Origin of the sequence: Zunongwangia mangrovi, assembly GCF_900112105.1 — a bacterium.
Classification (GTDB): domain Bacteria; phylum Bacteroidota; class Bacteroidia; order Flavobacteriales; family Flavobacteriaceae; genus Zunongwangia; species Zunongwangia mangrovi.
The window spans coordinates 366,560-381,883 of sequence record NZ_FOKV01000003.1; the positions used below are offsets into that span (position 1 = coordinate 366,560).

General features: G+C 35.3%; 16 protein-coding genes. 13 read left to right on the forward strand and 3 right to left on the reverse strand.

Going from position 1 to position 15,324, the window contains the following annotated elements; translation table 11 throughout:
- Positions 1–207: 207 nt before the first annotated feature.
- The gene (locus BM201_RS09965; protein ID WP_092542151.1) at positions 208–858 is read right to left on the reverse strand and encodes an alpha/beta hydrolase; all 651 of its coding nucleotides are present in this window, start codon (positions 856–858) and stop codon (positions 208–210) included.
- Positions 859–906: 48 nt separating this feature from the next.
- Between BM201_RS09965 and BM201_RS09970 the strand changes: the two genes are divergently transcribed.
- The 6 genes from BM201_RS09970 to BM201_RS09995 all read left to right on the forward strand — a co-directional run bounded on the left by BM201_RS09970 (position 907) and on the right by BM201_RS09995 (position 6,366).
- Positions 907–1,329, forward strand: coding sequence for a PaaI family thioesterase (locus BM201_RS09970; RefSeq protein WP_092542345.1), 423 nt, complete (start codon positions 907–909; stop codon positions 1,327–1,329).
- The gene (locus tag BM201_RS09975) at positions 1,326–2,459 is read left to right on the forward strand and encodes a chorismate-binding protein (protein ID WP_092542153.1); all 1,134 of its coding nucleotides are present in this window, start codon (positions 1,326–1,328) and stop codon (positions 2,457–2,459) included. The genes BM201_RS09970 and BM201_RS09975 overlap by 4 nt, the downstream gene beginning before the upstream one ends.
- Positions 2,460–2,660: 201 nt before the next feature.
- Positions 2,661–4,391, forward strand: coding sequence for a 2-succinyl-5-enolpyruvyl-6-hydroxy-3-cyclohexene-1-carboxylic-acid synthase (menD, locus tag BM201_RS09980; RefSeq protein WP_092542347.1), 1,731 nt, complete (start codon positions 2,661–2,663; stop codon positions 4,389–4,391).
- 45 nt (positions 4,392–4,436) lie between these two features.
- The gene (locus BM201_RS18185; RefSeq protein WP_092542155.1) at positions 4,437–4,712 is read left to right on the forward strand and encodes a hypothetical protein; all 276 of its coding nucleotides are present in this window, start codon (positions 4,437–4,439) and stop codon (positions 4,710–4,712) included.
- A gap of 368 nt (positions 4,713–5,080) precedes the next feature.
- On the forward strand, positions 5,081–5,425 hold the full coding sequence (locus BM201_RS09990; protein WP_092542349.1) for a DUF2853 family protein: 345 nt from the start codon (positions 5,081–5,083) through the stop codon (positions 5,423–5,425).
- 107 nt (positions 5,426–5,532) lie between these two features.
- Positions 5,533–6,366, forward strand: a complete 834-nt coding sequence (locus tag BM201_RS09995) for a CvfB family protein (protein WP_092542157.1) — start codon at positions 5,533–5,535, stop codon at positions 6,364–6,366.
- A 14-nt stretch (positions 6,367–6,380) separates the two neighbouring features.
- Here BM201_RS09995 and BM201_RS10000 read toward each other — a convergent pair whose 3' ends face one another.
- Positions 6,381–6,890: a hypothetical protein gene (locus tag BM201_RS10000; RefSeq protein ID WP_092542159.1), complete on the reverse strand. Its 510-nt coding sequence runs from the start codon at positions 6,888–6,890 to the stop codon at positions 6,381–6,383.
- A 233-nt stretch (positions 6,891–7,123) separates the two neighbouring features.
- Between BM201_RS10000 and BM201_RS10005 the strand changes: the two genes are divergently transcribed.
- The 7 genes from BM201_RS10005 to BM201_RS10035 all read left to right on the forward strand — a co-directional run bounded on the left by BM201_RS10005 (position 7,124) and on the right by BM201_RS10035 (position 12,782).
- Positions 7,124–7,870: a GLPGLI family protein gene (locus tag BM201_RS10005; protein WP_175487022.1), complete on the forward strand. Its 747-nt coding sequence runs from the start codon at positions 7,124–7,126 to the stop codon at positions 7,868–7,870.
- A gap of 87 nt (positions 7,871–7,957) precedes the next feature.
- The gene (locus BM201_RS10010; RefSeq protein WP_092542163.1) at positions 7,958–8,365 is read left to right on the forward strand and encodes a DUF2059 domain-containing protein; all 408 of its coding nucleotides are present in this window, start codon (positions 7,958–7,960) and stop codon (positions 8,363–8,365) included.
- A 234-nt stretch (positions 8,366–8,599) separates the two neighbouring features.
- On the forward strand, positions 8,600–9,439 hold the full coding sequence (locus tag BM201_RS10015) for a 1,4-dihydroxy-2-naphthoyl-CoA synthase (protein ID WP_092542165.1): 840 nt from the start codon (positions 8,600–8,602) through the stop codon (positions 9,437–9,439).
- Positions 9,427–9,951 (forward strand): PH domain-containing protein, encoded by a 525-nt coding sequence (locus tag BM201_RS10020; RefSeq protein ID WP_092542167.1) that lies wholly within the window; start codon positions 9,427–9,429, stop codon positions 9,949–9,951. The genes BM201_RS10015 and BM201_RS10020 overlap by 13 nt, the downstream gene beginning before the upstream one ends.
- Entirely contained in the window at positions 9,944–11,476 is a 1,533-nt protein-coding gene (locus BM201_RS10025; RefSeq protein WP_092542169.1) for a PH domain-containing protein, read from the forward strand. The genes BM201_RS10020 and BM201_RS10025 overlap by 8 nt, the downstream gene beginning before the upstream one ends.
- A gap of 58 nt (positions 11,477–11,534) precedes the next feature.
- Positions 11,535–12,110: a YdeI/OmpD-associated family protein gene (locus tag BM201_RS10030; protein ID WP_092542171.1), complete on the forward strand. Its 576-nt coding sequence runs from the start codon at positions 11,535–11,537 to the stop codon at positions 12,108–12,110.
- A gap of 243 nt (positions 12,111–12,353) precedes the next feature.
- Complete coding sequence (locus tag BM201_RS10035) at positions 12,354–12,782, forward strand: DUF1801 domain-containing protein (RefSeq protein ID WP_092542173.1); 429 nt, start codon at positions 12,354–12,356, stop codon at positions 12,780–12,782.
- Between the two features lie 49 nt (positions 12,783–12,831).
- Here BM201_RS10035 and BM201_RS10040 read toward each other — a convergent pair whose 3' ends face one another.
- Positions 12,832–15,240, reverse strand: coding sequence for an alpha-ketoacid dehydrogenase subunit alpha/beta (locus BM201_RS10040; RefSeq protein WP_092542175.1), 2,409 nt, complete (start codon positions 15,238–15,240; stop codon positions 12,832–12,834).
- Between the last annotated feature and the right edge of the window lie 84 nt (positions 15,241–15,324).

Sequence of the window (15,324 nt, forward strand, 5' to 3'; positions counted from 1 at the left end):
ATTCAGAAAAAAATGGAAAGTTTGCAGGTTTCAGCTCTCAGCTTTTAGCTTTCAGCAGAAAAGATTTCTCGACTACACTTCGTTGCGCTCGAAATGACAAATTTTAATCAAAGTTAGCAGAAGCATTCAGCGAAAAACTAAACATGATTTATTGATAATTGTTTACTGTTAATTCCTCATTGTCCACCACATTTTCAAATCTTCAAATCAACTCAGTTTTTCTATAATTTCGGTATTAAATTCGTGTCCGCCGTTGTAGGTTAAAACTTCCAGATTATTAGGAAATAGCGTTTTTAGGCGTTCCTCTTCAACTTCAATGATTCCTTTTTTTAGATATTCATCTTCGGTTCCGTAGAGATAAGTGACTTTAGTGTCTTTCAGAAACTCTAGATCTTCAGGATTTAATTCCGAAGGAATCTTGCCTGAATGAAGAATTAATTGATCACATTTAATTTTTCGTCGTGCTAAAAACCGTGTAGCGACTGAAACTCCTTGTGAGTATCCCAAAATGATAAGATTAGGCGTTTTAGGCATATTTTTTTTAGTCAGAATTTCTTCAGCATACACTTCATCTAAATAGCTCAGCACATTTTCGATATCGGCTTCAGTATTTTCTCTGGTCAACCATGAGGCGCCAACATGGCGATAATCAGATTTCAGGTAGTATTTGCTTTGCGCCTGTGGTGCGATAATGTAGTTCTCACTGGCATCCAGATGATTAAAATGCCGAATAAAATATCGGCTTAAATAACCAATGCCGTGGCAAACCAGCCAAATATTTTTCGTCTTTTCGGTAAACTCGTTTAAAACGCTATACGTATTGGTAATTTGGTAAGAAACCTGTTTTTCGCGGCTCATGCTGTAGATTCAATTTTGTACTTTTACAAAGTAATTAATCGTATTGCTATGAACAAAGAGGAAATCCTGGGAATGTGTGCAAAAATGTGTAAAAACACATTAATGGAAACCTTGAATATTGAATTTATCGATGTTGGCGAAGATTTTTTAACCGCAAAAATGCCTGTAACGCCAAAAGTACATCAGCCAGATGGAGTATTGCATGGTGGTGCGAGTGTGGCTTTGGCCGAGAGCGTTGGGAGTGCGGCGAGCTATATTTTTTTAGATACTAAAGATTTTGTGATTCGTGGGATAGAAATTTCTGCCAATCACCTTAAAAGCATAAAAGAAGGCGATGTTTTTGCCAAAGCGACCTTTATTCATAAAGGGCGAACTACGCAGCTTTGGAATATTCATATTACCGATGCTCAAGATAATTTAATTTCCCTGGTAAAACTAACTACCATAGCATTAGCAAAAAAGAACTCATGATGCAGGCGATGGCGTTTTTTAACGCGTTAGAAGATCATATCAATAAAAATTTAGCATTTGTCGCTTATCGAAAACCAGATGAAAATGTGATCAAAGCATTTTTACAAAAGGATAAGCAATCGTATACAACGACCGATTTTTCTGAAAGCGGATTTGTTTTTTCTGATTTCTGCGGAACAAAAAGTTTATTAATTCCTGAAGCGAATTCTGAAGTTATTTCTACGGAATATAAATCCGAGAAGCCTGCTACAGAAACTTCGGAATATATTCCTGAAATCACTAATACCGAAGCTCAAAAGCAGCATGAAGCATTAGTGGCAAAAGGGATCGCAGAAATTAAATCGGGAAGTATGAAAAAAGTGGTTTTGGCCAGAAAGGAACAAAACCCAACGCAACTTTCAGTACTTTCGATCTTTAAAAATGTACTCGAAAATTATCCAAAAGCATTTTGCTATATCTGGTCGCATCCTGAAAGTGGTATTTGGATTGGAGCTACCCCTGAAACTTTGGTGAAAGTAGAGCGAAATCGCTTTAAAACCATGGCGCTTGCAGGAACGCAGGCTTTTAAAGGAACCATCGATGAAGCGGCATGGACACCAAAAGAAGTTGAGGAGCAACAAATCGTTTCAGACGAGATTGTACAAAAATTAAAGGATTTTAAAGTAGCTGCCGGAGAAATAAATCTAAGTGATCCTTATACCGTAAAGGCAGGGAATTTATTGCATATTCGTACCGATATTTCAGGAGTCTTAGACAACGATAATTTATCGAATCTATTGGAAAGTCTACATCCAACTCCGGCTGTTTGTGGTTTCCCAAGAGAAAACGCAAAGGAATTCATTCTAAAAAATGAACACAGCGATCGCGAATTTTATTCGGGTTTTCTTGGTGAGATCAATCTAAAACAGGAAGTAAAACGAAACTCGAATCGTCGAAATCAGGAAAATCAGGCCTATGCCAGTATTTCAAAACAATCGCAAATTTTCGTGAATCTTAGGTGTATGAAGTTAACTGAAGGTAAAGCTGAAATATTTATTGGCGGTGGTATCACAGCAGATTCTAACCCGGCGGCCGAGTGGGAAGAAACGGTGAACAAAAGCTATACGATTAAGTCGGTTTTAGTCAATTAGGACTAAATTGAAAATGAATAAACCTCACAGGTTTTAAAAACTTTCAGGTTCGACTAAATTGTCTTCATCAAATAATCCGTTAAATACTTTTTAAAGGCACTATGGAAGTCTGGCGTAAATCGTAATTTTGAGGTAAAATTATGTTGCGCTGAAGTTTTCCTAATTTCCTTCAGAAACTTGCGCTCGCAAAAAATAAACTTTGTGAAGTATTCTAAAATACCTGTTGCACGTAATGTGGTTTCACTTTGCGTTTCAAAAAATATAAAACACGTTGTAATTTCTCCAGGCTCAAGAAATGCGCCTTTAACTATTGGTTTTACGCATCATCCAGAGATAAATGCTTACAGCATCGTAGATGAACGTTGTGCAGCTTTCGTAGCCCTGGGAATGGCGCAGCAATTACAGCAGCCGGTTGCGCTCGTTTGTAGTTCTGGTTCAGCATTGCTTAATTATTATCCGGCTATTTCAGAGGCTTTTTATAGTGATATTCCGCTGGTGGTTATTTCAGCAGATCGACCAATTGAACGTATAGATATTGGAGACGGGCAAACCATCAGGCAAAAGAATGTGTACGAAAATCATATTCTCTATTCAGCAAATTTATATTCTGAGTTGGTTTTAGAGTCTGAAGCGATCGACAAAAAACTTCAGCAGAAACAGTGGGAAGCGCAAAAGCATAATGAGCGTGAGATCAATTTAGCCTTAAATAAAGCCATAGAAGAAAAAGGACCGGTACATATTAATGTACCTTTTTACGAACCGCTTTACGATACGGTTGAAAATATCGAGGTAAATCCTATCGAGATCTTTCCAGAAATCACCAAAAGACATTATTCGAAAGAAGAGCTTTTACCTTACGCTGAAATTTGGAATAAAGCCAAACGAAAAATGGTGATCGTTGGAGCAGCGCAACCAAACGTGGTAGAGCAAAAATTCCTTGAAAAATTAGCTAAAGACGACTCTGTTATTGTTTTTACAGAAACAACCTCTAATCTACATCACGACGAATTTTTTACCAGGATCGATACCATAATTGGGCCTATAGAAAAAGACGAAAATATGCAGGAGCTTTTTGAAGCTTTGCGACCAGATATTTTGTTGACGTTTGGTGGAATGATCGTTTCTAAAAAAATAAAAGCTTTTCTACGGAATTATAATCCAAAACATCACTGGCACGTCGATTCTAAAAAGGCGTACAATACTTTCTTTTGCTTAAACAAGCATTTTGAAACTTCGGTAAACGACTTCTTTACAGATTTCTTTCCGCTTACCACAAAAATGGATAGTGATTATGGCGAATTTTGGAAAAATATACGCGCAAAACGCCAGGTGCGCCATGATGCGTATATGGACGAAATTCCATATTCAGATCTAAAAGCCATGCAATTATTGGTGCCAAAGGTGCCAGATCATTATATCATGCAACTGGCCAACAGTTCAACGATTCGTTATGCGCAATTATTTAAATGGAATCCTTCGCTACGAATTTTTTGTAATCGCGGTACCAGTGGTATAGACGGTAGTATTTCTACCGCTGCAGGTTCTGCGATGGCGAGTGAAGATCCAGTTTTGATGGTAACAGGTGATCTTAGTTTCTTTTACGATAGCAATGCGCTTTGGAATAAATATTTACCTGCTAATTTTAGGATTATTATTCTGAATAACTCTGGTGGCGGAATTTTTAGAATTCTTCCCGGTAATAAGAATAGCGAACAATTCGATACTTTTTTTGAAACCGTTCACGATTTAAAAGCAGAACAACTGGCGAAAATGTACAATTTTGAATATGATTCTGCTTCTTCAGAAATTGAAATTAGTCATTCGTTAAGTACATTTTTTGAAGCTTCAGAGCGTCCTAAGATTTTAGAGATTTTTACTCCGCGTAAAGTCAACGATAAAGTTTTACTCGAATATTTTAGTTATATGAAATAATCCGCTGGGAGCATTCATTGTAAAACTCATTTATAACCAAACAAAATGAAGAAATTTACTACGGATAGAAAATTGATTCTTGTCAATTTTGCAATTGTATTTTATTTCATTTTGATTTGGTTGACAAACATCTATAAAGTAGACTATGCTTTAATTAGAGTTTTTAGAGAAATCTTGACCATACCATTTCTTATTGCACAAATTATTTTTTTAGTCATCGGGATAAATTATTTAAGAAAAAATCAAAAGAATTACTATTTAGCAATTAGTGTTTTGGCATTAGCAATTTGTTCTTTTGTTACAATTGGAAGTTTTTTTTAAAACCAGATTTGCTTCAAGGATACCCGTGCAATTAACATGGAAAATTATAATTCAAATTCCGTAAAGATTGCTTCATAAATATTCAGATAGTAAAGTCAAATAAAGATTTACTTGAGTATTCTAGTTATATGAAATAATTTAATTAGATCGCTTTATCTGTCATCTCCAAAAGATTACTAACCAATTAACAGCTAAGATTTTATGCCCAATCAGAAAGCAGACTGTAAACCGTTAACTGTAAACTAGATTATTTAACAAATTCTTTGTTTTCCGCTTAAATTTTAAATTTTCAGTAAGCTTTCTTATGATTCTGTTAGGTGAGTTTAGGAATGTTTCTATGTAAATTCGAAAAAACCAAAAACAAAATTATGAGTACCAAAACCGATGAAAAAGTAGGAAAGTATATTCAGGATATTAAAGAAAAGGTAGGAGAGGAGCCAGATGTGGCACTTATTCGTAGCATAACCGAATCTTTAGGCCCTGTAGTTTTTAGAAGTGATGCTGAAACGGTTTCAGCAAGTAGCGAAGATGAGTTAGAAACGGTAAAACAAAACTTTTTGATCAAGAAATTAGGATTACCTAACGATAGTAAACTTGATGTTGGTATAAATGCAATGCTGGAGAAATACGGTAAATCAAACCGAAATAAATATAGAGCAACATTATATTATTTGCTAACCAAACATTTTAAAAAAGAGTCTGTATTTGCCTAATCTCATAGATTAGTCAGGATCGAATCCGCTTTCTATTTTCAGGAAGCGGATTCTTTTTTTGCATTCCCCTGAAATTATAAAGTATCTTTGTCATCTAAATTTATGTTATGCTGAATATTGGCGAAAATCATCGTTTAATTATTGATCGTGAAACCGAACCTGGTTTGTTTCTTAAGAATGCTGAAGGAGACGAGGTTTTATTACCTAATAAATATATTCCGAAGGAATTTCAATTAGAAGATGAAATTGAGGTTTTTGTGTACCTGGATCATTCAGAGCGTCCGGTGGCAACTACTTTAGAACCTTACGTGAAATTAGACGAATTTGCCTTTTTAGAATGTGTAGAAACCACAGATTTTGGTGCTTTTTTAGATTGGGGATTAGAGAAACATCTTTTTGTTCCGTTTAAAGAACAGGTGTATCCTATGCAAAAAGGACATCGTTATTTGATCTTTTGCTATTTAGATGAAGACACAAATCGGTTGGTAGCTTCAAGTAAAGTTCATGCTTATTTAGACAATTCAGATCTTACAATAAAACCTTTCGAAGAAGTAGATCTTATCGTGAGCAATAAAACAGATCTTGGCTATAACGTGATCATCAATGAAATTCATTTAGGCCTGGTGTATAACGATGATGTTTTTCAGCCCATAGAAATTGGCGACCGTATTAAAGGATTTATAAAGAAAACTCGAAAAGACGGCAAGATCGATGTTACGCTGCAACGTCCTGGTTACAGAAGTATAGAGCCAAATGCGCAGGCAATTTTAGATGAACTGCAAAATCAAAACGGATTTTTAAATATCACAGATAAATCTTCGCCTGAAAAAATAAAAGCCGTGTTTAAAATGAGTAAAAAGAGTTTTAAACGTGCTGCTGGAAATCTTTATAAACAACGCCAAATCGATATAAAAGAAGACGGAATTTACCTGAAAAATTAAGTTCTTTTGATTTTTTAGTAATAATATCTGCTACTACGGCGATAAGAATAGGGTCTTGAATACATACTATTCATTGTAGAATTATACAATGAGTTGTGATAGCGGTGAAAAGGATTACTACTAAAATTAGTATTGTTATTATTGAAGTTATTAATGCCGGTATTCAACTGGTCCTGCTGGTTGTTACCTGTAAGCTGAATTGCTTTTTCTTCCTTTGGTTCTGTTTGTGGTAAACTAATATTGGCCAGGCGTTTGGCTTTTGCCAGTTCTCTTTGTCGATTTTCTTCGCGAATAATGCCTACCATATCAAATTCTTCACGTTCGTTTTGTACACCAATAAAAGTACCGCTTGGCAAATTAGGATCGTAAACTAAAAATTGATTGGGTCTTAGATCGGTTAGCACCGGTGGTAGAAATTTGTCTTGATCTAGTTCTAAAACAACAGTTTCTTTTGCAGAGATTTCCTGCGCGAATGATACCGTGTTTATCGTTAGTAGAAAAAGGATGCTAAGAAGATGTTTCATTAAACCTGGACGTTTCTAAAACCTGTTTCAAAAATTATGCTAAACTTAAAACAGACAGCGCTAAATTCAAAATTAAGAATCAAATTTTTATAGATAACCGATATTGTTGATTTTTAGTACACAAATTTAAAATTCGAGGCCGAATTTTTTAAAATAAATCTGATAATTAGATTCTTATGCTTAGATATTTTATATATTCCAATTTCTTTCTAACTATTAATCATCAACTCATCATGAAAATATTAGGCTATTTCTCGATAGTATTAATTTTATTATTCGGTTTAAATTCGGTGTATGCCCAGCAAACCTCAGGAATAGTAAAATATAAAGGAGTAATAAATGAAGATTTCAGGAATAAATTTTTAGAAGAATTCAAGAAGAAAAAAGATGTTGCTCCAGAGATTAGAAAAGGTGTCGTGGAAATGTACTTAAATGCTGAAGAAGACAATTACGAACTTCATTTTAAGGGTCAGGAATCCTATCTTCATTATGTTGAACATCTTGAAAATGAAAATAGAAATACCGTGAAAATCGGAAGTAAGGCAGGAACTAGTGATTTTTATGTAAATCTAGATGACAAAAAGATCATTAAAAAAACTTCAATGATGGGGCTTTTAAATTATGAGGAGATAAGCTGGGAAGTAAAAAACGAGAGCAAAGAAATTGGAGATTACAAATGCTTTAAAGCTGAGGGCATCGAAAAAAAATATCTGCGTGATGGGAAGATTGAAGAAGAACCTGTTGTTGCCTGGTTTGCACCAGAAATCCCATTGCAATTTGGGCCACATAATTATAATGGGCTTCCAGGCTTGATCTTAAGAATAGACAAGGAAGAGTTTTCTATTATAGCTACTGAAATTATGCTGAATCCAGAAGAAAAAATTAAGATCGATCCTGTAAAAGATGATGCTAAGATTCGCTCAAGAAAGGAAGCTTACCAAATGGCAACAGAATACTATAACGACACCTACGGAAATTAATTCAAGAGAAATTAAAATTCCTGCTAAAAACTTCGAATTTAAAAAATAAAGCTACTTTAGTCGCGAATATAAACACCAAACCTAATCATGAAAAAGTTAGTATTTATCCTATTTGTAATTTTAGGAACCAGCGCTTTTGCACAGGAAATAGAAGGAGATTCTTTTCAGAAAAAAGCAGTAAAATTAATCGAATTAACCTCTGGGCAACAATTCGAGATCATTAGCGAGCCTATCGTAAATCAAATTCCAGAAGGAAACCGTGAAGATTTTAAAAAAGAACTTAAAGCGAGCCTTAAAGGTCTTTATGTAAAATTAGCTGAGATTTATCGTGAAGAGTTCACAGAAGAGGAGTTAGACGAAATTCTTGCTTTCTACGACACACCAGTCGGGAAGAAAATGGTAGATACGACTCCAAAAGTTATGCAAAAAGCGATGACCGTAGGTCAGCAATGGGGTATGGAGCTTCAGTCGATTATGGCAAAATATATGCAGTAAAAGCTAAAATTCTAAAATTAAAAACCTGGTTTTTATAACCGGGTTTTTTTATGGCCTTTTTTAAGAAAATAAATCTATGCGCTTTTAGAAAATAGAGAGGAGACCAGATTTAATATTCATTTCTGAATTAAAATACTAATCGATGAAAGCTGAAAGCTCTTAAATATCATACTGTAAACTTTCACTTTATAAACTGCGCGCAAAACCTTATTTTTACTTCATAAATTTTATAATATGGAAAAAGCCGACTGGAAAACAGTTAAGGAATACGACGATATCACTTATAAAAAGAGTAATGGTGTTGCAAGAATTGCATTTAACCGTCCAGAAGTTCGTAATGCGTTTAGGCCAAAGACAACCAGCGAATTATTAGATGCTTTTCAAGATGCGCACGAAGATACTTCTATAGGTGCTGTGCTACTTTCTGCAGAAGGACCTTCACCAAAAGATGGCGTGTATTCTTTTTGTAGTGGTGGCGATCAGAAAGCCAGAGGTCACCAGGGATATGTAGGAGAAGATGGATATCACCGTTTAAATATTTTAGAAGTACAGCGTTTAATTCGTTTTATGCCAAAAGCGGTAATTTGCGTAGTGCCCGGCTGGGCTGTTGGTGGTGGTCACAGTTTGCACGTAGTTTGTGATATCACTTTGGCGAGTAAAGAACATGCGATCTTTAAACAAACAGATGCAGATGTTACCAGTTTCGATGCAGGTTATGGATCTGCTTATTTAGCGAAAATGGTCGGGCAAAAGAAGGCTCGTGAGATTTTCTTTTTAGGCCGAAATTATTCAGCGCAGGAAGCTTACGAAATGGGAATGGTAAATGCTGTGATTCCGCATGAAGAATTAGAAGATACCGCTTACGAGTGGGCGCAGGAGATTCTTGCAAAATCACCAACTTCAATTAAAATGCTAAAGTTTGCCATGAATTTAACTGATGATGGAATGGTAGGACAACAGGTTTTTGCTGGCGAAGCCACACGTTTAGCTTATATGACAGATGAAGCTAAAGAAGGCCGTAACGCATTTTTGGAAAAAAGAAAGCCAAATTTCGAGAAAAAATGGATTCCGTAGAGACACCATTCAGCAATAATACGATCGATATAGCTACACTGCCAGATTTTGAGCAGGTAAGCCTTAATCCTGTTCGTAAAAAACTATTAACCAAACATTTGTTGCAAACAGGTGTTTGGTTTGTAATCGTTATTGCTTTTAGTGTTTTTATGTATTTTCAAGATGAAATTTTGGTTGGAGGTATAATTAGCGGAATTTTAATTCTGTTTTTAATATTTGTGGTTTTCAATTTCATCAAAAAACAGTCGCGCTACGCTTATGCGATAAGAGAAAAAGATCTAATTTATAAACGCGGATTTTTGTTAAGTAAAACTACGGTGGTTTCTTTCAACAGGATTCAGCATGTATCTATAAATCGCAGTGTTTTAGATAAGTGGTTGGCTCTTTCAACCCTTAAAATTTTCACTGCCGGTGGAAGCGGTAGCGATGTAAAGATTCCCGGTTTAGATCCAACAGTTGCCGAAAAGCTTAAAGAAGCCCTGGCAGGTAAAATTGCCAACGAAAATGTCTAAGGCTTTTAGCATACCGCAACGGCAATCTGCAGTGGGAATTTTACTCATTTTCACTTCTACACTTTATAAACTCATCAGGGGATTTTGGGCAGCTTTTGCCTATTTTATATTCAAAAGACCAGAGGGAGATATTTTACTCTACATCGTTCTAGGAGTTTCTGTGATCGTTGTTTTAGTCGCCATCTATAGTTATTTTGATTATCGAAAATTCCTTTTTCATATCGATTACGAAGCTGAAGAATTTATTCTGAAAAAGGGCGTTTTTAGCTCGGATTTTGTGTCGATTCCTTTTGATAAAATTCAGCAGGTAAACTTTAAAAGGGGAATTTTGCAGCGATTAGCCGGAGTTTATAGTTTGGTTGTAGATACTGCTGGAAGCAAGCAAAAGGAAGTTGAGATTAAAGCGGTGAATACTGAAGATGCGAATCAACTCGCTGATATTTTAAACAGCCTGAAAGAGGGAGGGAATGAAGACGCTGAAATTTTAGATGAGACTCAAATTAATACTGAAGCTAAAACTGAAAAATCTCAGGAAGAAAAATGGACGTATCGTTTAAGCTTGGCAACCTTAATCAAAACAGGTTTAAGTAGTAATTTCTTTAGAGGTTTCGGACTTATTTTTGTGTTTATTTCTACGATTTTCAATGAGCTGAATCAGTTTTTTAAAGAAGAAACATCAGAGTGGGAATCGCAGTTTACTAAAGATATAGGCGGTGTAGCAACCGAGTCGATTTTGTTTATTTCCGGGCTTATTTTTTTACTGCTCGTATTAAGTATTTTTATTACAACTGCTGAGGTTTTTATTAAATATTTCAATCTTAATCTTACACAAACCAAAAGTAGTTTAGACCTGCAAATGGGCTTGCGTACCAATACGCGAGTTTCCTTAAAACCCATTCGAGTTCAGATTTTAAAGATCGTCACCAATCCAATACAAAGACACTTAAATTTGTATAAAGCCGGTTTATGGGTGGCTAGTAGCGAAGATAATGATAAGAAAAGCGTGATTCAGATTCCGGGATTGGAAAAAGATACCATTCAGAAGATAAAATCCTTTCTTTATCAGTCTTCAAAAACCGAATCTGGAACTATTTTTAAACCACATTGGGTAGAATTATCACGGCGTTTGATTATTGGCGCGATACCAGTGATTGCGACCGGGATCCTGCAATACTTCACTAATTTTATCGAATTTCAGTGGTGGATTTTAGTAGCTTCAGCGTATTTATTGATTTATGCAGTTTTTCAATTCAGAATATATAACTCGCTTAGTTTAAAAATAGGAGAGGAGTTTATTACAAAATCTTATTCTGCCTGGGATGAGACCATCGAAATCGTGGAAATCTACAAATTACAGGGAATAACAGTAAAACAACCTTTATGGTATAAAAAGCGAAATTTGGTACATATTGTTTTTCACAATGCTGCAGGTGATATTACATTTAGAGCCGTAGATAAGACGATTTTGCACAAAATGAACTATTGTCTTTATGCTATAGAACGAACCAATATAGCCTGGATGTAAGAGCGCCAAATTCGTAGAATTGGACTCCGGATATTTTCGAAAAAAACAAAGATAAAAAATGAAAGAAGCTGAGGAGTTTTGTCCTAAAAATAAAGAAGAATGGAGAAACTGGCTCAAGCGAAACCACGTTGATAAAAATGCAGTATGGTTAATCTTTTATAGAAAAACTTCCACTAAGTATAATTTAAGTTGGAGTGAATCTGTAGATGAATCTCTTTGTTTTGGTTGGATCGATAGTACAAAAAAGACAACTGATAACGAGAAGTATAAACAATATTTTACAAAGCGAAAAGCTAAAAGTAATTGGTCTAAAGTCAATAAAGAAAAGATTCAAAAATTAATCGATAATGGACTTATGGCTGAAGCCGGGTTGGCAAGTATTGAAATTGCGAAAGAAAATGGTTCCTGGACATTTTTGGATGATATTGAAAATCTTGAGATTCCAAATGACTTAATGCTGGAATTTTCCAAAAATGAAGGAACTTTGGAATATTTTGAAAGTATAAGTAAATCAGACAAAAAATCAATTTTATACTGGGTGAGTTTGGCTAAGAGAGAAAAGACCAGGCAAAAAAGAATCTTAGAAATCGTAGAAAATGCTCTTCAAAAAAATAAACCTAAGCAATTTCGATAAAAGTTCTAAAATTCTATTTTTAATACTTGGCCTTTTCTTGGAATTATAGGTCATCAAGAATTTCTGTTTTAATTGTTTCAGTCGCGATATCTATCTAAATTTTTCAAAATAAAGATGCTTTTTAAACAAAGCCATCACAAGTTGCCCTGAAGTAGTTTAGGTATACATAATACCGCCACAATATTAAATCACTTAAAAAAATTCAAAGTGAAATAAATTTCTGCGTACATTTAAAAAGTTTAAATGAGAGAGATGATATTAAATACAGATGCAAGAGTAAATGCGGCTTTTGAGAATTATCCGGACTTCGTTCAAGATAAAATGCGAAAACTTCGAGAATTGGTTATCGAAACAGCAGAAGAAATGAAGGATGTAGCTGTTTTGGAAGAAACTCTTAAATGGGGAGAACCAAGTTATGTTACAAAAAATGGAAGTACATTACGTATGGATTGGAAAACAAAAGCACCAGATCAATATGCATTATATTTTCAATGTACTACTAGATTGGTAGATACTTTTAGGTTAATTTTTGGTCAAAAATTTCAATTTGAGGGCAAAAGAGCCATCATCTTTAGAATAAATGATATAGTTCCCGAAACCGAATTAAAGGAATGTATAAAAGCCTGCTTTCGTTATCATAAGGTAAAAGACCAGCTAACTTTAGGAATATAAAAAGCCGCTAAAAATTAACGGCTCTGTTATTATTGAAAATTGATGATTTTTACATCAATTTTGGGAATTTCTTGGGATTGCTTTCATGCATAATAGCGTAAACTTTTTCAAAAACATCTTCATGTGACGGTTTAGAGAAATAATCACCATCACTACCATAAGCCGGGCGATGTTCTTTAGCAGTTAGCGTTTGTGGCTTACTATCTAAATATCGCCATGCATCCTGCTCTTCTAAGATTTTTTGAAGAATATAGGAAGAAGCACCGCCTGGTACATCTTCATCGATAACCAGTAAGCGATTTGTTTTCTTTACGCTTTCAACAATATCTTTAGCAGTATCGAAAGGAATCAGAGACTGAACATCGATAATTTCAACATCTATACCCGCTTCGGCAAGTAGTTCATCAGCGGTTTGTTCAATTATTCTTAGTGTCGAGCCATAAGAAACTAACGTTATATCCTTACCTTCTCTAAGGGTTTCTACTTTACCAATTGGGGTTTTAAATTCTCCAAGGTTTTCTGGTAAACGTTCCTTTAAACGATAACCATTAAGACATTCTACAATTAAAGCAGGATTATCCAGATCGAGTAAATTATTGTAGAAGCCGGCAGCTTTTGTCATGTTTCTTGGTACCAGCACAAAAACTCCACGAATTAAATTTAAAATCCCACCAAGTTGAGAACCACTGTGCCAAATTCCTTCTAATCGATGTCCTCGTGTTCTTACGATTAATGGGTTTTTCTGCTTTCCTTTAGTTCTGTAATGTAAAGTAGAAAGATCGTCACTAATAGTTTGTAAGGCATACATTACGTAATCTAAATACTGAATTTCTGCAATAGGGCGTAAACCTCTTAGCGAAAGACCAATTCCCTGTCCCAGGATCGTGGCTTCGCGAATTCCGGTATCAGCAACACGGTAAGATCCATATTTTTTTTGAAGACCTTCTAAGCCCTGATTTACATCACCAATTTCACCAGCATCTTCTCCAAAAATTAAGGTTTCTGGACGCGTTTCAAAGATCTTATCAAAATTATCTCTAATCACGATTCGCGCATCTACCATTTTAGCTTCATCAGCATATACCGGTAAAACTTCTGTGTCTATAGCTTTGTTGGTGCTATATAAGTGACTACTATATTCATCGAAAGACTGGTCGTTAAAATTGTTGATCCAGCTTATAAGCTCATTTTTATCTTCTCCGCTATAATTAGTAATATAACGTAGCGTTTTTCTTGCTAAAGAAAGGACATCCTTTTTTAATGGTTCTTTAGTGCTATTTAATTTTTTAATTAGTGGCTTTAAACTTTCGGCAGCATCACTGTTCTTGGCGATATTATTAAGAATTTGAAGCAATTCTTTCTGCTTATCCTTATTAGGATTTAAGTAAGCATTCCAGGCACGCTTTTTACCTTCTCTAACTTCGCGTTTAATATCTTTATCGAGCTGTTCTATTTCCTCAGGAGTACTGAAGCCATTATCTATGATCCACTCTCTAAATTTTACGTTACAATCGTATTCCTTCTCCCATGCAAGACGTTTATCACTTTTATAACGCTCATGAGAACCTGAAGTAGAATGTCCCTGCGGTTGTGTTAATTCAACGACATGGATAAGAACAGGGCAATGCTCTGTTCTTGCGATTTGTTGCGCTTTATCGTAAGCTTCAACAAGTGCTACATAATCCCAACCATTTACAACGATGATCTCGTAACCATTGTTTTGATCTTCATCGCGTTGGAAACCTTTTAAGACTTCAGAAATACTCTCTTTTGTAGTTTGATGTTTCGCATGTACAGAAATCCCATATTCATCATCCCAAACACTTAGTACCATTGGTACTTGTAAAACACCTGCAGCGTTTACAGTTTCCCAAAAATGCCCTTCACTGGTACTCGCATTTCCAATAGTACCCCATGCGATCTCGTTCCCGTTCTCCGAAAATTTTTCAGCATCTATACCATCAACATGTCTGTAAATTTTAGAAGCCTGTGCTAAGCCTAACAATCTTGGCATTTGGCCGGCAGTTGGAGAAATATCTGCACTAGAATTTTTCTGCTGCATCAAATTTTTCCAGCTTCCGTCTTCATTAATGTTATGAGAAATAAAGTGACCACCCATTTGGCGGCCGGCAGACATTGGTTCGTTAGCAATATCGGTATCGGCATAAAGCCCGGCGAAAAAGTTTTCGATGCTTAGGGCGTCGATTGCCATCATAAAAGTTTGGTCGCGGTAGTAACCAGATCTAAAATCACCATTTTTAAAGCTTTTAGCCATAGCCAGCTGCGGCAATTCTTTTCCGTCTCCAAAAATCCCAAATTTGGCTTTCCCGGTAAGTACTTCTCGTCTTCCCAGTAAGCTACATTCGCGGCTCGTTACGGCAACTTTGTAATCTTCTAAAACCTGAGTTTTAAAATCTTCGTAAGAAATCGATTCTTTAGTTTCGGTTTCGCTTTGCATGAACTTCTTTTTTGGATCACACAAATATAGCTAAAATTAGAATTATACACAATTCATAAAAATCCTTATATTTTAAATATAACA